The 20543-nt window shown below is 49.0% G+C and carries 19 protein-coding genes; 13 read left to right on the forward strand and 6 right to left on the reverse strand.

The window, feature by feature from the left end; translation table 11 throughout:
• Positions 1-45: 45 nt before the first annotated feature.
• Positions 46-2715 (reverse strand): bifunctional acetaldehyde-CoA/alcohol dehydrogenase, encoded by a 2670-nt coding sequence (adhE, locus tag AB3Y96_RS10365; protein ID WP_072307564.1) that lies wholly within the window; start codon positions 2713-2715, stop codon positions 46-48.
• A 593-nt stretch (positions 2716-3308) separates the two neighbouring features.
• Between adhE and AB3Y96_RS10370 the strand changes: the two genes are divergently transcribed.
• The 12 genes from AB3Y96_RS10370 to ycfP all read left to right on the forward strand — a co-directional run bounded on the left by AB3Y96_RS10370 (position 3309) and on the right by ycfP (position 14623).
• The gene (locus tag AB3Y96_RS10370) at positions 3309-3953 is read left to right on the forward strand and encodes a YchE family NAAT transporter (protein ID WP_025801184.1); all 645 of its coding nucleotides are present in this window, start codon (positions 3309-3311) and stop codon (positions 3951-3953) included.
• 751 nt (positions 3954-4704) lie between these two features.
• Positions 4705-6342: an oligopeptide ABC transporter substrate-binding protein OppA gene (oppA, locus tag AB3Y96_RS10375; protein WP_072307565.1), complete on the forward strand. Its 1638-nt coding sequence runs from the start codon at positions 4705-4707 to the stop codon at positions 6340-6342.
• 136 nt (positions 6343-6478) lie between these two features.
• Positions 6479-7399 carry an oligopeptide ABC transporter permease OppB gene (oppB, locus tag AB3Y96_RS10380; RefSeq protein ID WP_025801186.1) on the forward strand — a complete coding sequence of 307 codons (921 nt, stop codon included), beginning with the start codon at positions 6479-6481 and terminating at the stop codon, positions 7397-7399.
• Positions 7400-7414: 15 nt separating this feature from the next.
• Positions 7415-8323 (forward strand): oligopeptide ABC transporter permease OppC, encoded by a 909-nt coding sequence (gene oppC / locus AB3Y96_RS10385; RefSeq protein WP_025801187.1) that lies wholly within the window; start codon positions 7415-7417, stop codon positions 8321-8323.
• A gap of 10 nt (positions 8324-8333) precedes the next feature.
• Complete coding sequence (locus AB3Y96_RS10390) at positions 8334-9323, forward strand: ABC transporter ATP-binding protein (RefSeq protein ID WP_072307566.1); 990 nt, start codon at positions 8334-8336, stop codon at positions 9321-9323.
• The gene (oppF, locus tag AB3Y96_RS10395; RefSeq protein ID WP_367299124.1) at positions 9320-10318 is read left to right on the forward strand and encodes a murein tripeptide/oligopeptide ABC transporter ATP binding protein OppF; all 999 of its coding nucleotides are present in this window, start codon (positions 9320-9322) and stop codon (positions 10316-10318) included. Before AB3Y96_RS10390 ends, oppF begins: the two co-directional genes overlap by 4 nt.
• Positions 10319-10553: 235 nt before the next feature.
• Positions 10554-10904, forward strand: a complete 351-nt coding sequence (gene hinT, locus AB3Y96_RS10400) for a purine nucleoside phosphoramidase (protein WP_025801190.1) — start codon at positions 10554-10556, stop codon at positions 10902-10904.
• Between the two features lie 54 nt (positions 10905-10958).
• On the forward strand, positions 10959-11348 hold the full coding sequence (locus tag AB3Y96_RS10405) for a YcfL family protein (RefSeq protein ID WP_072307568.1): 390 nt from the start codon (positions 10959-10961) through the stop codon (positions 11346-11348).
• Positions 11349-11378: 30 nt separating this feature from the next.
• On the forward strand, positions 11379-11978 hold the full coding sequence (lpoB, locus tag AB3Y96_RS10410; RefSeq protein ID WP_072307569.1) for a penicillin-binding protein activator LpoB: 600 nt from the start codon (positions 11379-11381) through the stop codon (positions 11976-11978).
• Positions 11979-11982: 4 nt separating this feature from the next.
• Positions 11983-12849, forward strand: a complete 867-nt coding sequence (locus AB3Y96_RS10415; protein WP_367299125.1) for a phosphotransferase — start codon at positions 11983-11985, stop codon at positions 12847-12849.
• Positions 12850-13004: 155 nt separating this feature from the next.
• A complete protein-coding gene (gene nagZ / locus AB3Y96_RS10420) occupies positions 13005-14012 on the forward strand; it encodes a beta-N-acetylhexosaminidase (protein ID WP_367300306.1) in 1008 nt (335 codons plus the stop codon).
• A gap of 68 nt (positions 14013-14080) precedes the next feature.
• Positions 14081-14623, forward strand: coding sequence for an alpha/beta hydrolase YcfP (gene ycfP / locus AB3Y96_RS10425; protein ID WP_072307572.1), 543 nt, complete (start codon positions 14081-14083; stop codon positions 14621-14623).
• Positions 14624-14682: 59 nt separating this feature from the next.
• Here the strand turns inward: ycfP and potD are convergent, their stop codons facing one another.
• Positions 14683-15747: a spermidine/putrescine ABC transporter substrate-binding protein PotD gene (potD, locus tag AB3Y96_RS10430; protein WP_040045059.1), complete on the reverse strand. Its 1065-nt coding sequence runs from the start codon at positions 15745-15747 to the stop codon at positions 14683-14685.
• Positions 15748-15792: 45 nt separating this feature from the next.
• Between potD and AB3Y96_RS10435 the strand changes: the two genes are divergently transcribed.
• A complete protein-coding gene (locus AB3Y96_RS10435; RefSeq protein ID WP_168780331.1) occupies positions 15793-15966 on the forward strand; it encodes a hypothetical protein in 174 nt (57 codons plus the stop codon).
• 4 nt (positions 15967-15970) lie between these two features.
• On the opposite strand, the gene cadB is transcribed toward AB3Y96_RS10435, so the two are convergent.
• The 4 genes from cadB to potA form a co-directional block, all read right to left on the reverse strand.
• A complete protein-coding gene (gene cadB / locus AB3Y96_RS10440; protein WP_367299126.1) occupies positions 15971-17320 on the reverse strand; it encodes a cadaverine/lysine antiporter in 1350 nt (449 codons plus the stop codon).
• 314 nt (positions 17321-17634) lie between these two features.
• Positions 17635-18414, reverse strand: coding sequence for a spermidine/putrescine ABC transporter permease PotC (gene potC, locus AB3Y96_RS10445; protein WP_061554670.1), 780 nt, complete (start codon positions 18412-18414; stop codon positions 17635-17637).
• Positions 18411-19271 carry a spermidine/putrescine ABC transporter permease PotB gene (potB, locus tag AB3Y96_RS10450; RefSeq protein ID WP_040045056.1) on the reverse strand — a complete coding sequence of 287 codons (861 nt, stop codon included), beginning with the start codon at positions 19269-19271 and terminating at the stop codon, positions 18411-18413. The genes potC and potB overlap by 4 nt, the downstream gene beginning before the upstream one ends.
• Positions 19255-20394: a spermidine/putrescine ABC transporter ATP-binding protein PotA gene (gene potA, locus AB3Y96_RS10455; protein ID WP_072307573.1), complete on the reverse strand. Its 1140-nt coding sequence runs from the start codon at positions 20392-20394 to the stop codon at positions 19255-19257. The genes potB and potA overlap by 17 nt, the downstream gene beginning before the upstream one ends.
• Positions 20395-20543 lie beyond the last annotated feature (149 nt).

Here is a 20543-nt window from a genome sequence, read left to right on the forward strand (position 1 = left end):
ACAAAAAAACCCGCCAGCGGCGGGTTTTCGTATAACAGAATCTAATTATTTCTTAGATTTTTTCTCAGCTTTGGCGGCAGGTGCTTTTACGGCTTCAGCTTCGAGTGATTCACTGAACTCACGGCCGTAGAAAGTATCCATCAGAATTTGCTTCAGTTCTGAGATCAGCGGGTAGCGTGGGTTAGCACCTGTACACTGGTCATCGAATGCATCTTCAGACAGTTTGTCAACTTTAGCCAAGAAGTCAGCTTCTTGAACGCCAGCTTCACGGATAGATGCTGGAATGCCCAGATCTGCCTTGATGTTGTCCAACCATGCCAACAGTTTTTCAATCTTCGCAGCAGTACGGTCGCCCGGTGCGCTCAGACCTAAATGGTCTGCGATTTCAGCATAGCGGCGACGAGCCTGAGGGCGGTCGTACTGGCTGAAAGCAGTCTGCTTAGTTGGGTTATCGTTCGCGTTGTAGCGGATAACGTTAGAAATCAGCAGGGCGTTTGCTAAGCCGTGTGGAATATGGAACTCAGAACCCAGCTTGTGGGCCATGGAGTGGCATACACCCAAGAAGGCGTTGGCAAAAGCGATACCTGCGATAGTTGCCGCATTGTGAACACGCTCACGTGCAACTGGGTTTTTAGCCCCTTCATGGTAGCTTGCTGGCAGGTTTTCTTTCAGCAGCTTCAGCGCTTGCAGAGCCTGACCGTCAGAGTATTCGTTAGCCAGAACCGAAACGTAAGCTTCCAGAGCATGAGTTACGGCATCCAGACCACCGAACGCACACAGTGATTTTGGCATGTTCATCACTAAGTTCGCATCAACGATCGCCATGTCTGGTGTCAATGCATAGTCAGCCAGTGGGTATTTCTGGCCTGTTGCATCGTCGGTGACCACGGCAAACGGAGTGACTTCTGAACCGGTACCTGAAGTGGTGGTGACGGCGATCATTTTCGCTTTCACGCCCATTTTAGGGAACTTGTAGATACGCTTACGGATATCCATGAAGCGCAGTGCCAGTTCTTCAAAGTGAGTTTCTGGATGTTCGTACATCACCCACATGATTTTCGCTGCGTCCATTGGTGAACCACCGCCCAACGCGATAATCACGTCTGGTTTGAAGGAGTTCATCAGCTCTGCACCTTTACGTACGATGCTCAGCGTTGGGTCAGCTTCAACTTCGAAGAAGACTTCAGTTTCGATACCGTGGCCTTTCAGGACTTTAGTGATCTGATCTGCGTAACCATTGTTGAACAGGAAGCGGTCAGTCACGATGAAGGCACGTTTTGCACCATCAGATGCTACTTCATCCAGCGCGATTGGCAGAGAGCCACGGCGGAAGTAGATAGATTTCGGAAGTTTATGCCACAACATGTTTTCTGCTCGCTTCGCCACGGTTTTTTTGTTCATCAGGTGTTTAGGCCCGACGTTTTCAGAGATGGAGTTACCACCCCAAGAACCACAACCCAGAGTCAAAGATGGAGCAAGTTTGAAGTTATACAGGTCACCGATACCACCTTGAGAAGCAGGGGTGTTGATCAGGATACGTGCAGTCTTCATTTTTTCGCCGAAGTAATTTACACGCTCAGGCTGGTTATCCTGATCGGTGTACAGGCAAGAGGTATGGCCGATACCACCCATCTCAACCAATTTCTCAGCTTTAGTGACAGCTTCTTCAAAGTTTTTAGCGCGGTACATTGCCAGCGTTGGAGACAGTTTTTCATGAGCGAATGGTTCAGACTCATCAACAACTTTCACTTCACCAATGAGGATCTTGGTGGTCGCTGGAACAGTAATGCCGGCCATTTTTGCAATTTCAGTGGCTGGCTGACCTACGATAGCCGCGTTCAGGCCGCCATTTTTCAGGATGATATCCTGAACGGCTTTCAATTCTTTACCTTGCAGCATGTAACCGCCGTGAGTGGCGAAACGCTCACGTACTGCGTCATACACGGAGTCAACCACGATAACAGACTGTTCTGAAGCACAGATCACGCCGTTGTCGAAGGTTTTAGACATCAAGATAGAAGCAACAACACGTTTAATGTCGGCAGTTTCGTCAACAACAACCGGTGTGTTACCTGCACCAACGCCGATAGCAGGCTTACCAGAGCTATACGCTGCTTTAACCATGCCCGGGCCACCGGTGGCCAGAATCAGGTTAATGTCTGGGTGATGCATCAGTTGATTAGACAGTTCAACGCTTGGTTGATCGATCCAGCCGATGATATCTTTTGGCGCGCCAGCTGCGATAGCTGCCTGCAGAACGATATCTGCCGCTTTATTCGTCGCATTTTTGGCACGAGGGTGCGGAGAGAAGATGATACCGTTACGGGTTTTCAGGCTGATAAGTGCCTTGAAGATTGCCGTGGACGTTGGGTTAGTTGTTGGCACGATACCGCAGATGATACCGATAGGTTCTGCGATAGTGATAGTACCGAACGTGTCATCCTGAGACAGGATGCCACAGGTTTTTTCATCTTTATAAGCGTTATAGATATATTCGGATGCAAAGTGGTTTTTAATCACTTTATCTTCCACGATACCCATACCTGATTCCTCAACGGCTAATTTAGCCAACGGGATACGGGCATCAGCAGCAGCCAGAGCGGCGGCGCGGAAGATTTTATCTACTTGCTCTTGAGTGTAATTGGCAAACTCACGCTGGGCTTTTTTAACACGTGCTACTAACGCATCTAGTTCAGCGATATTGGTTACAGCCATAATGCTCTCCTGATAATGTTAAACTTTTTTAGTCAATGAGCCGCACAAGCAACAAGTATAGACAGATAAATGTGCTCTCTTTCAGAAACTTCACTTACTGAAAAGTTCCCGTTGGCTGATTTGCTAAAACAGCTTAGCTAGCAGTGGAGAAGTAAAGCCTGTGTGAAACATGAACGGTTTGGCTTTCTGCTAATCAGTGGGCCAGATGATAATAGCAGGCCTTTACTGTGACTCTGAGCTTACCCATTCTTAGGTAGTTGTTTTGTGATTTGAATCACAAAAATGCCAAGCTGACACCTTTCAGCAATATGATACTGAGAGTCTTTATCATTAACGGGCAAAAGCGTCGAATTTTGCAGCGAAGTATCGATAAAATAACAATTTTGCAACAATGAGCCTCTTTTTACGCTTCTGAGTAAATGGAGTAAGAAATTAATACATTGAGCATAGATCGGGGCCATTATTTCCATTACATTACGCCGCAAGAACGTATCACTTCTATTGTGATTTGCTAACATTGTTCACCAAGTGGGTTTGCTAGTGACAATGTTGAAAATGACAGTCGCATTATTAATCTGGTTTTGGAGAGCATGGTGAGCCAGTCTTTGCTGGATTTATCTGGTTACATTAAGTTTTTTGTTGGTCTCTTCGCGTTGGTAAACCCAGTAGGTATTCTGCCGGTGTTTATTAGCATGACGAGCTATCAGGCGGTTGCGGCACGCAACAAAACCAATCTGACGGCCAATACGTCAGTTGCCATCATTTTGATCTCTTCTTTATTGCTGGGCGATTCAATATTGATGTTCTTCGGCATCTCGATTGATTCCTTCCGTATTGCGGGGGGCATCTTGGTGGTGACCATTGCGATGTCGATGATTAGCGGGAAACTGGGCGAAGATAAGCAGAATAAACAAGAAAAATCAGAAACTGCGATCCGAGAAAATGTAGGCGTTGTACCGTTGGCATTGCCATTAATGGCTGGACCCGGCGCAATCAGCTCAACGATTGTTTGGAGTTCTCGCTACCACGGTTGGCAAAACCTGCTTGGGTTTTCCCTGGCCATTATTCTGTTTGCGTTCTGTTGTTGGCTACTATTTAGGGCTGCACCGTTGCTGGTCCGCCTGCTCGGTCAAACAGGCATTAACGTCATCACGCGAATCATGGGTTTGCTATTAATGGCGTTAGGTATTGAATTTATTGTTACAGGCCTGCGATCTATATTCCCCGGACTGTTATAACCCATCAAATATCACGATATGATGAAACCGCTGTCGGCGTTGCCGATGGCGGTTTTTTTCACTGGGCCGCATACTTACTTCAATAGTGCGTTGTTTCGCACTTCAGCCATAAACCTGCGTTATTTCAATAAGTTTGTTTTACTTACGTGATGATTTATTGACGTAATGAGCACAAATTTTGTTCAAAAAATCACATCACAACATTCTGCTGAAACCCGTTATTAACGGGCTTATAGAATGCTCATAAGATCATCAATGGTTGAATCTTCTTACATTTGTTAATTTAACGATGTATTACTTCATAACTTTCCTTAAGCCTGAATGATTTGCTTTATAACATAGGTTGAAGAAAAGATATTATGTTATATCAGCGAGTTATCATTGATCTTTCCCCTCCCTCAGTGCAGTCTGTCAGAAGGCTAGAGTCGTAATAAAGAGAATTGCGTAACATTTCTATAAAAATAATTAGCAGTGATTTTAACCATCTGTTAGCTTCTGGGCATAATCACTGCGCTTAGCGTTGATGAGAAAACTTTGTGCTGAAGCATTACCAGAAAAAGCGCCGCTGAATATTTCTGTGTCTGACCTGAGTCAAAGATTGCTATCGCTAAAAGTTCTAGATCTGAAACAGTAATGACGTTTTAAAACCACCTATCATGTCGGCAACTTCGTTCCTTGCTGATCTGGCCATAAAGCTAACAAAAGTTGGCATGTCCTCATGGACATCTTATTAAAGGGGAGTGGGTATACAATGAGCAAACACATCAAAAAGAATTTACTGGCCGTAAGCGTTATGGCGGCATTGGGCATGTTTAGTATTGCGCAGGTCCAGGCGGCGGATGTTCCTGCCGGTGTTAAGCTGGCCGATAAACAAGAGCTGGTCAAAAATAACGGTTCTGAAGTTCAGTCATTAGACCCGCATAAAATTGAAGGCGTACCCGAAAACAACGTCACTAATGACTTGATGGAAGGTTTAACCCAGCACGATCCTCAGGGGAAAACTATCCCAGGCACGGCGGTGAGTTGGGACAATAAAGATTTTAAAGTATGGACTTTCCATATTCGCCCTGATGCCAAATGGTCAAATGGTCAGCCTGTTACCGCAGAAGATTTTGTTTATAGCTGGCAGCGTATTGTTGATCCAAAAACCGCATCGCCGTACGCCAGCTATCTGCAATACGCTCACGTTGAAAACGTAGATGACATTATTGCGGGCAAAAAAGATAAATCGACGCTGGGCGTGAAAGCGCTTGATGATAAAACTTTCCAAATTACCTTAACCGAGCCCGTACCGTATTTAGCAGAAATGACGTCGCATTACGCCATGAAACCGGTGAACAAAGCCGTGGTGGAAAAATTTGGCGACAAATGGACGCTGCCTGAAAACTACGTGAGCAACGGCGCTTATAAATTAAAAGATTGGGTCGTTAACGAGCGTATTGTTTTAGAGCGTAACCCTGAATATTGGGACAATGCGAAAACCGTTATTAATAAAGTCACGTTCCTGCCTATTGCTTCTGAAGTGACCGACGTCAACCGCTACCGTACCGGCGAAATCGATGTCACCTATAATAATATGCCAATCGAACTATTCCAGAAGTTGAAAAAAGAGATCCCGCAGGAAGTTAAAGCCGATCCCTATCTGTGCACTTACTACTATGAAATTAATAACCAGAAGCCACCATTTAACGATGAGCGCGTGCGTGAGGCCCTTAAGTTAGGGATGGACCGCGATATTATCGTTAACAAAGTCAAAAACCAGGGCGATCTGCCAGCCTACAGCTTTACCCCTCCTTATACCGATGGCGCTAAGTTAACCCCGCCTGAATGGTTTGGTTGGTCACAGGAAAAACGTAATGAAGAGGCGAAGAAGTTACTCGCCGCTGCGGGCTATGGCCCAGATAAACCACTGACGTTTAACCTGTTGTACAACACCTCCGATTTGCATAAAAAACTGGCGATTGCCGCAGCTTCTATTTGGAAGAAAAATCTGGGTGTGAACGTTAAGTTGGAAAACCAAGAGTGGAAAACGTTCTTGGATACCCGTCATCAGGGCACCTATGATGTTTCGCGTGCGGGCTGGTGTGCCGATTACAACGAGCCAAGTTCATTCCTGAACATGATGCTGTCTGACAGCAGCAGTAACACGCCTCACTATAAGAGCGCAGCCTTTGATAAAATCATGGCTGGCGCACTGCAAACCAACAGCAAAGAGGCGCGAGCCGCCGTTTATCAACAGGCTGAACAGCAGCTTGATAAAGATTCTGCCATTGTCCCTGTCTATTACTACGTTAATGCGCGTCTGGTGAAACCCTATGTAGGCGGTTATACCGGTAAAGATCCGCAAGATAACGTATATGATAAAAACTTGTACATTATTCAGCACTAATATATCTAAATTTATCAACGCCGTAGCAAATAAGGCTACGGCGTTTATAGCCGATATAGAAGTAGCAGTGGCAGGGTAACCTCGCCACTTTTCAAAAATATAATCAGCCATAAGGCTGAAGTGCAGGGCTAGGGCAATGTTAAAATTTATCTTTCGGCGCTTGCTTGAGGCGATACCGACGCTATTTATCCTGATCACCATCTCATTCTTCATGATGCGCTTAGCGCCGGGTAGCCCATTTACCGGTGAACGCGCTTTGCCGCCAGAAGTTTTGGCTAATATCGAAGCGAAATATCATCTTAACGATCCTATCTGGAAACAATACGGACATTATTTAGTGCAATTAGGCCACGGTGATTTTGGCCCCTCATTTAAATATAAAGATTATTCCGTTAATGATTTGGTGAGCGCGTCGTTTCCTGTTTCGGCCAAATTAGGTTTTGCAGCCTTTTTATTGGCGGTAGTTTTTGGTGTGACGGCAGGCGTGTTAGCTGCGCTAAAACAAAATAGCAAATGGGATTATGCGGTTATGGGGGTGGCCATGACCGGTATTGTCATCCCCAGTTTCGTGGTTGCGCCGTTATTGGTGTTAATTTTTGCCATTCAGCTGAAATGGCTGCCGGGAGGCGGGTGGAACGGCGGGGCGCTCAAGTTTATGATTTTGCCAATGGTGGCACTCTCATTAGCTTATATCGCCAGCATCGCGCGTATTACCCGTGGCTCCATGATTGAAGTTTTGCATTCCAACTTTATTCGTACCGCACGGGCGAAAGGCTTACCGATGCGTCGCATTATTTTGCGTCACGCATTGAAACCTGCGTTGCTACCAGTGCTCTCGTATTTAGGCCCAGCCTTTGTCGGTATAATTACGGGTTCGATGGTTATCGAAACTATTTATGGATTGCCGGGGATCGGTCAGCTGTTTGTTAACGGCGCACTGAACCGCGACTATTCCTTGGTGCTGAGCCTAACCATTTTGGTTGGCGCGCTGACCATCCTGTTTAACGCGATTGTCGATGTGCTTTATGCCGTCATCGATCCGAAAATCCGTTACTGATTCGGGAGATCGCAAATGTTACTGAATAAAAAAAATGCGCAGGTGGTCGAAAATTTCGGTGAACAACTGGAAGTGGAAGGTCGTAGCCTGTGGCAAGATGCGCGCCGTCGTTTCGTTCATAACCGCGCCGCGTTGGCGAGCCTGTTTGTACTGAGCCTGATCGCGCTATTTGTGATTTTTGCCCCGATGCTGTCGCAATTTGCCTATGACGACACCGATTGGGGAATGATGTCATCGGCGCCAGATATGGAGTCAGGCCACTACTTTGGCACGGATTCTTCCGGGCGTGATTTGCTGGTGCGCGTGGCGATTGGCGGCCGTATTTCGTTAATGGTAGGGATTGCGGCGGCGCTGGTTGCGGTGGTCGTTGGCACCTTGTATGGCGCGATGGCCGGTTACGTGGGTGGCAAAACCGACTCGGTGATGATGCGCCTGCTCGAGATCCTCAACTCCTTCCCCTTCATGTTCTTCGTGATTTTGCTGGTGACCTTCTTTGGGCAAAACATCCTGCTGATCTTTGTAGCGATCGGCATGGTGTCGTGGTTGGACATGGCGCGTATCGTGCGCGGGCAAACGCTGAGTTTGAAGCGCAAAGAGTTTATTGAAGCGGCGCTGGTGGGCGGTGTATCCACCCGCAAAATTGTCACCCGCCATATTGTTCCCAACGTGCTGGGCGTGGTAGTGGTGTATGCCTCTTTATTGGTGCCAAGCATGATTTTGTTTGAATCCTTCCTCAGCTTCTTAGGGCTAGGGACTCAAGAACCGTTGAGCAGCTGGGGCGCGTTACTCAGCGATGGCGCCAACTCAATGGAAGTGTCTCCGTGGTTGCTGATGTATCCGGCTGCGTTTCTGGTTGTGACGCTATTCTGTTTCAACTTTATCGGCGATGGTCTGCGTGACGCCCTCGACCCGAAAGATCGTTAAGGAGTTTACGATGATGACAACAGATAAAAGCGCAGAGCGGCTGCTGGCGGTAAAAGATCTCCGCGTCACCTTCACCACCAACGACGGCGATGTCACGGCGGTCAACGATTTAAACTTCTCGCTGCGAGCGGGTGAAACGCTCGGTATCGTTGGCGAGTCGGGTTCAGGGAAATCACAAACGGCGTTTGCGCTGATGGGATTGTTGGCACAAAACGGCAGTATCGGCGGCTCCGCGTTGTTCAACGGGCGTGAAATACTCAATCTACCGGAGAAGCAGCTCAATAAACTGCGCGCCGAAGAGATTGCAATGATCTTCCAAGATCCGATGACCTCTCTGAACCCTTATATGCGCGTCGGCGAACAGCTGATGGAAGTGCTGATGCTGCATAAAGGCATGAGCAAAGCGCAGGCTTTCGAAGAATCGGTGCGTATGCTGGATGCGGTAAAAATGCCGGAAGCGCGCAAGCGCATGCGCATGTTCCCGCATGAGTTTTCCGGCGGTATGCGTCAGCGCGTGATGATTGCCATGGCGCTACTGTGTCGGCCTAAACTGTTGATCGCTGATGAACCCACCACGGCATTGGACGTTACGGTGCAGGCACAAATTATGACGCTGCTCAATGAGTTGAAAAGCGAGTTTAATACCGCGATTATCATGATCACTCACGATCTGGGCGTGGTTGCAGGCATCTGTGACAAAGTGTTGGTGATGTATGCCGGGCGAACCATGGAATACGGTCAAGCACGCGACGTATTTTATTCGCCTAGCCATCCCTATTCGATTGGCCTGCTAAACGCAGTGCCGCGTTTAGACGGCGAAAATGAATCTCTGCTAACCATCCCTGGCAATCCACCCAATCTGTTGCGCTTGCCGAAAGGCTGCCCATTCCAGCCGCGTTGTCCTCACTCTACTGAGCAGTGTATGCAAATGCCGCCGCTGGAGTCATTTGGGGAAGGGCGTTTACGCGCCTGTTTTAGAACCGTGGAGGAATTGGCATGAGCAACGAAGACAAAAAAGTATTGCTCGAAGTTGCCGATCTGAAGGTTCACTTCGAGATAAAAGACAACAAGGCGTGGTTCTGGCAACCAGCCAAAACCTTGAAAGCGGTCGACGGTGTGACGTTGCGCCTATATGAAGGCGAAACCCTAGGCGTGGTTGGTGAATCGGGCTGCGGTAAATCAACGCTGGCGCGTGCATTAATCGGTTTAGTGAAAGCGACCGATGGCCGCGTGGCGTGGCTCGGTAAGAGTCTGCTGGGCATGGACGCCAAACATTGGCATGAAGTCCGTCACGATATCCAGATGATTTTCCAAGATCCGCTGGCATCGCTGAACCCGCGCATGACCATCGGTGAAATCATTGCGGAGCCGCTGCGGACATATCATCCCAAAATGGCGCGCAGCGAGGTGAAAGAGCGCGTCAGAAATATGATGATGAAAGTGGGGTTATTGCCGAACCTGATTAACCGCTATCCTCATGAATTCTCGGGCGGTCAGTGCCAGCGCATCGGGATTGCTCGAGCACTGATATTGGAACCCAAGCTGATTATTTGTGATGAGCCGGTTTCCGCGCTCGATGTGTCGATTCAGGCGCAGGTTGTTAACCTGCTACAGCAGCTTCAGCGAGAAATGGGGCTTTCGCTGATCTTTATCGCGCACGATCTTGCTGTGGTGAAACACATTTCCGACCGCGTTCTGGTGATGTATCTCGGCCACGCGGTTGAGCTCGGCACCTATGATGAGGTGTATCACAATCCTCAGCATCCTTATACCAAAGCGCTGATGTCTGCGGTGCCGGTTCCTGACCCAGATTTAGAGCGCAATAAAAAAATTCAGCTCTTGGAAGGCGAGCTACCTTCGCCGATCAATCCACCATCAGGCTGTGTGTTCCGCACTCGCTGTCCAATTGCTGGGCCAGAATGCGCATTAACGCGGCCGTTAATGGAGGGGAGTTTCCGCCACGCGGTTTCGTGTTTGAAGGTGGATCCTCTCTAGTTAGACCGCCTCACTTGCGATGGAGCACAAGGACGTGCTCCTTCAACGCTGATACCCGTGATACGTCAAGCAACTTTAATTATGACGGTGATAGAACAAGAAACGCCGCGCGATTTCGGCTGATTTTCCCTCACTTGATGATTTGTCTCCCTCTCAGGCTTGAAAGCCGAGCTCGCTCTACTCATACTGCAAGCACAAGATTTTTATCTCAATTGATTGCTAAAGGATATTCGTCATGGCAGAAGAAACTATTTTCAGCAAAATTATTCGTCGTGAGATCCCGTCAGATATCGTTTATCAGGACGACTTAGTAACTGCATTCCGTGATATTTCTCCACAGGCACCTAGCCATATTCTCATTATTCCAAACCAGCTGATCCCAACGGTGAATGACGTTAAGCCAGAAGATGAAGCGGCGCTGGGCAGAATGGTCACCGTAGCGGCAAAAATTGCCCAGCAGGAAGGCATTGCTGAAGATGGCTATCGCCTGATTATCAACTGCAACCGTCATGCGGGGCAGGAGGTTTATCACATCCACATGCATTTGTTGGGCGGCCGTTCATTAGGTCCTTTGCTCGCTCGTTAATGTCATCCTGCCGCGTTTTGCTAGGCAGAAAATATTCAGTTGGAGTTCACCGTTATGCGATTCTCATTATCCAGATGTACATTGACGGTGATCTTGCCGCTGGCATTACTCGCAGGGTGTAGCACGCCGAGCCACATCGCCGTCAGCGATGGGCAGCGAGTGGTGATGGATCCTTCGGTACTCACGGCAGGCGTGACGGCGGATAATCCAACCGTATCGTCGGGGGATATCTATCCTGTGGCCAGCGCCGTGGTTAATTATGGTGAAGAGCAACAGCCTGTCACGCTGAACTACCGTTTTTATTGGTATGACGCCAAAGGTCTGGATATCTTCCCACACGAACCACCGCGGACGATTAAGCTAAACCCAGGCCAAGAAGTGCGTCTGGAATCCACCAGCGCGAATACCCGAGCAAAACAGGTACGTCTCTACCTCTATCTATAAATTAAGCCACAACCTCATGGGAGAGGGATGATGAAGAAGCTTTTAGGTGTGACATTCGCGGCGATGGTGCTGGCGGGTTGTCAAACGATCACTCAACAAGGTAGTGAAACCACCACCGAACCAGAAAAGCCAACGCAAACACAGCCGCCGGTGACGGCACCGACCACGCCGCCCGAACAGCCACCGGTGACTACGGTGCCAACGCCGCCAAAGGTACAAAGCTTCAACTGGAGCGCTAGTCTAACGCCGCTGATTAATCAGATGCTAGGCTCGCCAGACGTCACCGCGGGCAGCGTTTTGCTGGTGGATAACGTGCAAAACCAAACCAACGGTAGCTTGCAGGTATCAAACGCCACGGCTGAATTGAAAAAGGCGCTGCAGCAGGGCAATAAATTTACGCTGGTTCCCGCTAATCAGGTTACCAGTGCCAAACAGTCACTGGGCTTATCTGCCGAAGATAGCTTAGGTTCACGCCGTAAAGCGATTGGTTTAGCGCGCATTGTAAACGCTCAATACGTGCTGTATAGCACGGTAGAGGGCGACGTACAGTCACCTAAAGTGGCGATGCAGCTGATGCTGGTGCAAACCGGTGAGATTATCTGGTCTGGCAATGGGGCCGTGACACGCTGATTCTATGTCGAATGCTTTTCACCCCCCGTTGCTTTCTGTGCGGGCCGTTCTGGCCCGCTGTTTTCCATCTGTAGCACCGCATGAGTGGCAGCTTTCGCCGGTTGAAGGTTTAACCGGCGTGAATTGGAAGGCAAAACTGAGTGACAGTGTCACTTATTTAATTCGTCCCCAAACCGTAGAAAAAGCGCAGCTAGGCATCGAGCGCAAACGTGAGGCTCATGCATTACAGCTAGCGGCGGGTTATGCTCTCGCGCCACAAAGCATAGGGCTGCACGATGGTTGGTTAGTCACTGAGTGGCTTTCGGGCGACGTGCTCAGCGAAACAACCTATCAGCCGCATCTGCAAGCTTTAGCCGAAAAAATCGTTACGCTGCATAATATAAAACCCTGCGGGCAGGCGCGGGATTTTCATCGTCATTGCCAATCCTACTGCCAACTAAGTTCCCACCAGCGAGTGACGCCGCAAGGATTAAGAATTCATCAGTACTGGCAGTCTCGCCACGTCCCTCAGCCATTGAAAATTGCCATGCTGCACATGGATATTCATCCGGGCAACATCGTTTTGACGCATCACGGTCTGCGGTTGATTGATTGGGAGTACGCCGCAGTGGGCGATATTGCGTTGGATCTTGCCGCCATGTACCGTAGTTTCGGTTGGGAGTATGCACAGCGACGCGATTTTACTCAGCGATACGTGCGGGCCGGAGGCTATTGCGATGCGAAAAAATTGCAACAGCATGTTGAGCAATGGCTGCCGCGCGTCGATTATATGGCATGGTTATGGTATGAAGTGCGTTGGCAACAATCAAAACAGAATTCATTTCGTGAGACCGCCAATCTGTTGCTTTCACAGCTAAAAATGGGAAAGTAGCACAGATGCGGTATGCGCGATAAAAACACTGACGGCGTGAAATCACGCCATCACGCAATATAGTTAATATCTACACCCTGAATAATTGGCGTAGCCAACATGGATGCAGCTTCAAATTATGATGGGTATAAAGGAGAATCCCTGTGGGTCCTGTAATGTTGGATGTGGCAGCCTATGAACTGGATGCTGAAGAGCGTGAGATTTTGCAGCATCCGCTGGTAGGCGGTCTGATTTTATTTACCCGAAACTTCCATGATGCCGAGCAGCTTCGTGAGCTGGTGCGCCAGATCCGTGAGGCGCCACGCAATCGTCTGGTTATTGCCGTGGATCAGGAAGGCGGCCGAGTGCAGCGCTTTCGCCAAGGCTTTACGCGACTGCCCGCTGCGCAGTCTTTTGCCGCAATAAATAGCGATGCAGAGGGGCGCCGATTAGCGCAGGAAGCGGGCTGGTTGATGGCTAACGAAATGATGGCGATGGATATCGATATCAGCTTTGCGCCTGTTTTGGATCTCGGCCACGGCAGCGCCGCCATTGGTGAACGTTCTTTCCATGAAGATCCGCAGATTGCGATTCGTATGGCGGAAAGCTTCATCGATGGCATGCATGAAGCGGGCATGAAAACCACGGGCAAGCATTTCCCCGGGCATGGCGCAGTCACCGCAGACTCGCATAAAGAAACGCCGATAGATCCGCGCCCGCTGGAAGAAATCATTAATCATGATATGGTTATTTTTAACCAGTTGAATTCACGCGCTAAGCTCGACGCAATTATGCCGGCTCATGTGATTTACCCTGCGGCGGATAGTCTTCCGGCCAGCGGTTCGCCATACTGGCTGAAGCAGGTATTACGCCAGCAGCTTGGCTTTAACGGCGTGATCTTCTCTGATGACCTGTCAATGGAAGGCGCTGCGGTAATGGGTAGCTACGCTGAACGCGGGCAGGCCTCGCTGGATGCGGGCTGCGATATGATTCTGGTGTGTAATCATCGCGCAGGCGCGGTGAGCGTGTTAGATAATTTGGCACCGATCACCGCAGAACGCGTTAGCGCCCTGTATCATAATGGTAAATTTACACGTGAAGAGTTAATGGCTTCACCGCGTTGGAAAACGGCGCATCAAGAGCTGGAGCAACTTCATCTGCGTTGGGAAGAGAGCAAAGCATAAGCTCGACGCTCAAATGACAATAACGCAAAGCGGCTGAGGGTTAGCCGCTTTTTGGGAGCAGTGAGAACATGATTATTTATCTTCACGGTTTTGATTCCACCAGTCCGGGCAATCACGAAAAGGTGATGCAGCTGCAATTCATCGACCCCGACGTGCGTTTAATTAGCTACAGCACCCGTCACCCTCGTCATGATATGCAGCATCTTTTGAAAGAAGTCGATAAAGTGGTTCAGCAGGCAGGCGATAGCCATGCGCTGATTTGCGGCGTTGGCCTCGGCGGTTTTTGGGCTGAGCGTATCGGCTATCTGTGCGGTATTCGACAGGTGATGTTCAATCCTAATTTGTTCCCGCAGGAAAATATGGTGGGTCAGATTGACCGTCCAGAGGAGTATTTGGATATTGCGACCAAGTGCGTTGAAAACTTCCGTGAGAAGAATCGCGAACGGTGTTTAGCGGTGCTTTCTCGCACCGATGAAGTGTTAGACAGCCAGCGTAGCGCTGAATATTTGCAGCCGTTCTATGAAATTATTTGGGATGAGCAGCAAACGCATAAATTTAAAAGTTTGTCGCAGCACCTGCAAAAAATCCGCGCGTTCAAAACGGTTTCTTGATGATTTTTGTTGTTTGATAATTCCCGGCATCCACACAGGGAGGCCGGGAAAGATAGAGATTAACGGCCTGCTTTCAGCTTCTGGAAGTAATTTTCGTAAATTTCACTGGCGCTGCCCACATCATTTTGCCATTCGCCATGGGCGATGGTTTCTGCGTCAGGGTACAGTGATTTATCGCCAGAAATTGATTTAGGTAACATCTTCTGAGCGGCTAAGTTCGGCGTTGGATAACCGATGGTTTTCGCTACCTGCACCGCGATTTCAGGGCGCAGCAGGAAGTTAATTAACTTCATCGCGCCTTCTGGGTTTTTCGCATTGGCAGGAATCGACAGGCTGTCCATCCAGAAAATCCCACCTTCTTTTGGCCAAATAACCTCGAGCGGCGTTCCAGCTTCACGAGCAACAAACGCTGAACCATTCCAAACCATGCCCAGATTCACTTCGCCTTCCATATACGGATTGGCTGGATTATCTGAGTTGAAGGCCAACACGTTAGGCATCAGTTTTTTCAGCTCTTCATAAGCGGCTTCAATTTGTTTGGGATCGGTGGTGTTGCCCGAATACCCGAGCTTAAGCAGGGCCATTTGGAAAACTTCGCGGGCATCATCGGTCAACAGCAGGCTGCCTTTATATTCTGGTTTCCACAGATCGGCCCAGCTGGTCACGCTTTTTGGATCAATGGCATCGGAATTAACGCCGATCGCCGTCGCGCCCCAGATATACGGAATAGAATAGTCGTTCTCTGGATCGAAAGGCTTGTGCAACAGATTTGGATCTAAGTTATGGAAATTGGTCAGCTTAGATTTGTCGATCTTTTGCAGCATACCTTCTTTACTCATTTTGGAAACAAAGTAAGTGGAAGGTACAACTAAGTCATATGCGCCGCTTTTATAGGTTTTCAGCTTGGCATACATAGTTTCGTTGGACTCGTAGGTGGAATAAATCACCTTAATGCCGGTTTCCTTGGTGAACTGCTCAAGCAGTCCCGGCGGCACATATTCAGTCCAGTTATAGAAATAGACAGTGTTATTGTCATTTTCCGTTTTCGGCGCATCGGCAGCGATTGCGGCATTAACTCCCAAAGCCAACAAACCTGCGGCTACCAGAGGTGACCACTTTTTCATTCAGCGTATCCCTATAGTGAAGGTCGAAATAAAGAGAAAATCTCTATGAATCCTGAATGGAACACTTCAACAAGAACAAAACGTTTTTATGGGAGTCGCGCCATCAGGGCGGTCATTATAGGAGCCGTGGGAGTAGGGGTAAAGGTAAAGCGGGAGGAGAAAGACATTCGCGCCGCCAATCAAAAAAACAGTGGCGGCGCAGCTAATCGAGCCAAATAAATGCTTAGCCTAAGTTATCGTCAGGCGGTGGATTTTTCTTGAGTTGAACCGCATAGGCTTTTTCATGTTCCCCTTGTTTGCGGGCATAGAACATCAAAATGCTTAAGCTGATGATAAAGGTGGCGGTCAGCTTGAGGTTGTCAGCGCCTGACAAAGCGATAAAGCAGAAGATACAGCCTAACGTTGCGGCCATTACGCTCACGATATTTCTCAGCGAAGCGCCTTCCATACGAATCAACGCTACGCAGGAGTAGAAATACGGCAGCATGGTAAGCAGAACCGCGATCCCGATGAGCTCCCCAAAAATATCGGATGAGTTACTGCCTTTCGAGCTCATAAAGGTCATGAACGCCATCAACAGCGTCATTTTTATGGCTGACAAAATAATCCCTTTGCGCGGTACGCCGTGGCTATCGACCTCGCCGTAAATTTTAGGGAAGTTACCGTCACGAGCGGCGCGTACGCCAGCCTGACCGACCAACATCATCCAAGAACCTAATGCCGCGAGGCAGGCAAACGCAGTGAAAGCAGACACCACCGGAGCGGCCCAACTACCGACCATCAATGAGGTACTGGCGGCAAACGGTGCACCGGTTTTCGCCATCACTTCAGCAGGGAACATTCCGCTCATCACCTGGGTGGCTAAGATATAAACGATGCCCGCCAGCGCGGTGCCCAGCATGGTGGCGATAGGCACGGTACGCTGTGGGTTTTTAACTAAACCTGAGCTAACTGCCGCCGATTCGATGCCGACGAACGCCCATAGACAAATCAAAATGCTGTGCATAACGGCTTTGCTGTCGGTATGCGTCGAGGTGTTCCAGTTTGCCTGATAAAGCGCAGGATCAAACCAATGCCAGCCGGCAACTGCGGTGCCAATGACGGGAACTAAAACCAGAATTAGCCCCAGCGTGGTTAAGCGACTGACCCAGTTACCACCCATCATATTCACCAGCGCCATGATCCAGATAATCACAATGCTCGCGATCCCTGCGGGGATCGGGTGATTGAGCGCGGGGAAAAAGATCGAGAGATAAGCCACACCGGCCAAACAGTCGGCTAGGTTACCAATCCAGTTGGCGTGGTAGTAAAGAACGGCGGTTTGAAAACCGAATGCAGGGCCTAATCGACCCGCATAGGCGATTGGCCCACCGACCTGCGGGTCGCGGGTCGTCAAACGAGCAAAAACATACGCCAATGACATGGCGCCGATTAAAGTAATGATCCAGCCGAAGAGTGCAATAGAACCAATTTTGGCGAGGTTCGCAGGCAGGAGCGCTATACCGCTCCCCATCATGTTTCCCGCGACGATACCGGTACAGGCGATGAGCCCGATTTTTTTAGAAGACGCCATGTTAGCCCCGTTAACATCAAGCATTAGCTGTGTTCCGTCACGGCATGCTGTCGTTTTATCGAAAGAAATCCTGGATGAATTATATGACAAATTGCGACGTGGATCACACTTGCCCCAGCGTTAACGACAATGCTTTGAGCTAAAACAGTCTTGTATAGTAATTGCTGTAGGAATACACAATAAATATAGATCTTGGGGGCAATAAAGCGATCTGCTGTGTGAAGTTTTTATTGAGGGGCGGTTTTTTAGCGAATATTTCAATGGTTAAGCAAAGTTTACTGCCGGCCAAATAGCGACCGGCATCGTTTTTCACTCTACTTATTTGCCGTTCTATCACGCAAAATAAGCTGGCTGCCCAGAACCAAGACTAACGAAAGCACCAACAGTATAGTGGCCAATGCGTTTACCTCTGGTGAAACGCCGACTTTCACCATCGAGTAGATTTTCAGCGGTAAAATTTCATAGCTTGGCCCCGTCACGAATGATGAAACCACCACGTCATCCATGGATAGGGTAAAGCTCAACAGCCAACCCGCAGCCACCGCCGGCATCGCCAACGGCAGGAGAATTTTTCGCAGAATTGTCACTTCACCCGCGCCCAAATCCTTTGCGGCTTCAAGCATTCGCACGTCGAAACCTTTTAAGCGCGAATACACGGTGACAACCACAAAGGGCAAGCAGAAGGTGATATGTGAGAACAGCAACGACCAAAAGCCCAAAGAGACGCCCAGCAGCATAAACAGGACTAACAGCGAAATTGCCATCACGATATCGGGCGACATCATCACCACGAAAAGCATCCCGCTAACAAACGGCTTGCCACGGAATCGGTAACGGAAAAGTGCCACCGCCGTTAACGAGCCAATGAGCGTGGCAAAAGTGGCAGAAAGGACGGCCATGGTGATGGAATGCCCAGCCGCTTGCAGCAGGCTATCATTGTTCATCAACGTGCTGTACCAATCAAAGGTGAAGCCTTTCCAGTTGATGCCAAACCGCGAACTATTAAATGAGTTAGCGATCAGAATAATAATAGGAATATATAAATAGGCGTAGACGATGGACATAAATCCACCGCGCAGCAGGCGTCCGATCATTCCAGTTCCACCTTTTTATTCATCAGTTTCCCAACGCGGTAATAGATATACAGCAAGATCCCCATGACCAGCGTTAAACAGATGCTGGTGGCCGCGCCGAATGGCCAGTCGCGGATATTCAGGAACTGGCTTTTGATCACGTTGCCGATCAGCAGGTTTTTCGCGCCGCCCAGCAGGTCGGAAACGTAAAACAGCCCCAAAGAAGGCAGCATGACCAGCAACGAACCTGCGACAATTCCGGGCATGGTAAGAGGAATAATAATGCGTATAAACGTCTGGAACTTATTTGCGCCTAAATCACGCGCGGCCTCTAAAACCGATTTATCCAGCTTCTCGATGCTGGAATACAGCGGCATGACCATAAACGGCAGCAGAATATAAATCAGCCCAAGGATCACAGCCTCAGGCGTATACATAATGCGCAGCGGTTTATCAATAATCCCAATCCACAGCAGAACCTCGTTTAAATAGCCTCGGGTACTGAGGAATAATTTCAGGCCGTAAATACGGATCAGCGAGTTGGTCCAGAAAGGCACAATCAGTAAAAACAGCAGAAGAGGGCGAACTTTTTCCGGGAGCCGCGCCAGAATAAAGGCAAAAGGATACCCGATCACCAAACAACACAGCGTGGCGATGATGGCCATATTCAGCGAGTGCAGCAGCACTTCGGCATACAATGGATCAAATAAGCGAGTGTAGTTATCGAAGGAAAACACCATCTTTATCAGATGGGTGTCATCACGAGTTAGGAAGCTGGTGCCGATAATCATCAGATTCGGCATAAAAACAAACAGCACCAGCCAAGCGACCACGGTTGTGATCACCACGTTTTGAAAATACTTACGCGACTTCTTCATTAGCCAGCACCACCTCCCAGCTTTCGACCCAAGTCACGGCCATTTTCTGATCCAACGAATGATCGACGTCGGGGTCATCTTCGTTAAAGAATTCGCTCACCAGCACCATCTTGCCGTTTTCTAATTCAACGGTAGATTCCAAGGTCATGCCTTTATAGTTACGTTCGCGCACGTATCCGATGATGCCATCAACCTGTCCGGCATCGTGGATTTCTTCAACCCGGACATCTTCAGGGCGCAGCAGCACGTTCAGCTTATCGCCTGGCTGTACGTCCATTTCAGCATTGACGTAAATATTGCATTCACGGCCTTCAACGTTAGCACGCACGCGATATTCATCGACGCGGTGCAGAACCTCTGCGTCAAAAATATTGATCTCGCCAATAAAGCTGGCGACAAACAGATTCTTGGGTTCTTCGTAGATTTCGCGCGGCGTACCGTCTTGCTCAATCTTGCCATCACGCATCACCACGATGCGGTCTGACATGGTCAGCGCTTCTTCTTGGTCATGGGTGACGAAAATAAAGGTAATACCCAGCTTACGCTGCAAGGCTTTAAGCTCATTTTGCATCTGTTTACGTAGCTTATAATCAAGCGCAGACAGCGATTCATCCAGCAAAAGCACCTTGGGTTTATTTACCACCGCACGCGCAATCGCCACGCGCTGCTGCTGCCCACCAGACAGTTGATGAGGACGACGCTGGGCGAACTCCTCTAACTGCACCATGCGCAGCGCTTCATGAGCGCGAGGAATAATTTCTGCTTCAGGGCGTTTCTGCATGCGCAACCCAAAAGCGACGTTGTCGAGCACGGTCATGTGCGGAAACAGCGCATAGCTTTGGAATACCGTATTTACGCAACGATTCTCAGCCGGGACGTGAGTAATATCATCACCGTCCAAAATCACGCGCCCATCATCAACGTCTTCCAAACCGGCAATAAGACGCAAAACGGTGGTTTTCCCGCAGCCAGAGGGGCCGAGAATGGTTAAGAACTCGCCATGATTAATAGTAAGGTCAAGATCGGTGATGATGTCTTTATCATCAAAAGACTTACGGATACCTGTCAGACGAACAACAGGCTGTAATGCTGCGTTAGAACCCAGAGAAGATATCTCAGTCATTTATTTGCTACTCTATCCCGTTACGTGTTGCAGATAGAACCGCCGCTGAAAAAAAAGACTGTAGAAGCAGAAGACTCAAAGCAAATCAATGAGTCAGGTAGCTCAAAACCAGCGGCGCCACTCAAAAATTAAGGCGCGAATAATAGACT

This window comes from Hafnia alvei (assembly GCF_964063325.1).
GTDB classification, from domain to species: domain Bacteria; phylum Pseudomonadota; class Gammaproteobacteria; order Enterobacterales; family Enterobacteriaceae; genus Hafnia; species Hafnia alvei_B.

What these genes read in the sequence shown, in the direction of transcription:
- adhE (WP_072307564.1), bottom strand. Translation starts at nt 2,715, where the DNA reads ATGGCTGTAACCAATATCGCTGAACTAGATGCGTTAGTAGCACGTGTT.
- oppA (WP_072307565.1), top strand. Translation starts at nt 4,705, where the DNA reads ATGAGCAAACACATCAAAAAGAATTTACTGGCCGTAAGCGTTATGGCG.
- oppB (WP_025801186.1), top strand. Translation starts at nt 6,479, where the DNA reads ATGTTAAAATTTATCTTTCGGCGCTTGCTTGAGGCGATACCGACGCTA.
- oppC (WP_025801187.1), top strand. Translation starts at nt 7,415, where the DNA reads ATGTTACTGAATAAAAAAAATGCGCAGGTGGTCGAAAATTTCGGTGAA.
- AB3Y96_RS10390 (WP_072307566.1), top strand. Translation starts at nt 8,334, where the DNA reads ATGATGACAACAGATAAAAGCGCAGAGCGGCTGCTGGCGGTAAAAGAT.
- oppF (WP_367299124.1), top strand. Translation starts at nt 9,320, where the DNA reads ATGAGCAACGAAGACAAAAAAGTATTGCTCGAAGTTGCCGATCTGAAG.
- hinT (WP_025801190.1), top strand. Translation starts at nt 10,554, where the DNA reads ATGGCAGAAGAAACTATTTTCAGCAAAATTATTCGTCGTGAGATCCCG.
- AB3Y96_RS10405 (WP_072307568.1), top strand. Translation starts at nt 10,959, where the DNA reads ATGCGATTCTCATTATCCAGATGTACATTGACGGTGATCTTGCCGCTG.
- lpoB (WP_072307569.1), top strand. Translation starts at nt 11,379, where the DNA reads ATGAAGAAGCTTTTAGGTGTGACATTCGCGGCGATGGTGCTGGCGGGT.
- AB3Y96_RS10415 (WP_367299125.1), top strand. Translation starts at nt 11,983, where the DNA reads ATGTCGAATGCTTTTCACCCCCCGTTGCTTTCTGTGCGGGCCGTTCTG.
- nagZ (WP_367300306.1), top strand. Translation starts at nt 13,005, where the DNA reads ATGTTGGATGTGGCAGCCTATGAACTGGATGCTGAAGAGCGTGAGATT.
- ycfP (WP_072307572.1), top strand. Translation starts at nt 14,081, where the DNA reads ATGATTATTTATCTTCACGGTTTTGATTCCACCAGTCCGGGCAATCAC.
- potD (WP_040045059.1), bottom strand. Translation starts at nt 15,747, where the DNA reads ATGAAAAAGTGGTCACCTCTGGTAGCCGCAGGTTTGTTGGCTTTGGGA.
- AB3Y96_RS10435 (WP_168780331.1), top strand. Translation starts at nt 15,793, where the DNA reads ATGAATCCTGAATGGAACACTTCAACAAGAACAAAACGTTTTTATGGG.
- cadB (WP_367299126.1), bottom strand. Translation starts at nt 17,320, where the DNA reads ATGGCGTCTTCTAAAAAAATCGGGCTCATCGCCTGTACCGGTATCGTC.
- potC (WP_061554670.1), bottom strand. Translation starts at nt 18,414, where the DNA reads ATGATCGGACGCCTGCTGCGCGGTGGATTTATGTCCATCGTCTACGCC.
- potB (WP_040045056.1), bottom strand. Translation starts at nt 19,271, where the DNA reads ATGAAGAAGTCGCGTAAGTATTTTCAAAACGTGGTGATCACAACCGTG.
- potA (WP_072307573.1), bottom strand. Translation starts at nt 20,394, where the DNA reads ATGACTGAGATATCTTCTCTGGGTTCTAACGCAGCATTACAGCCTGTT.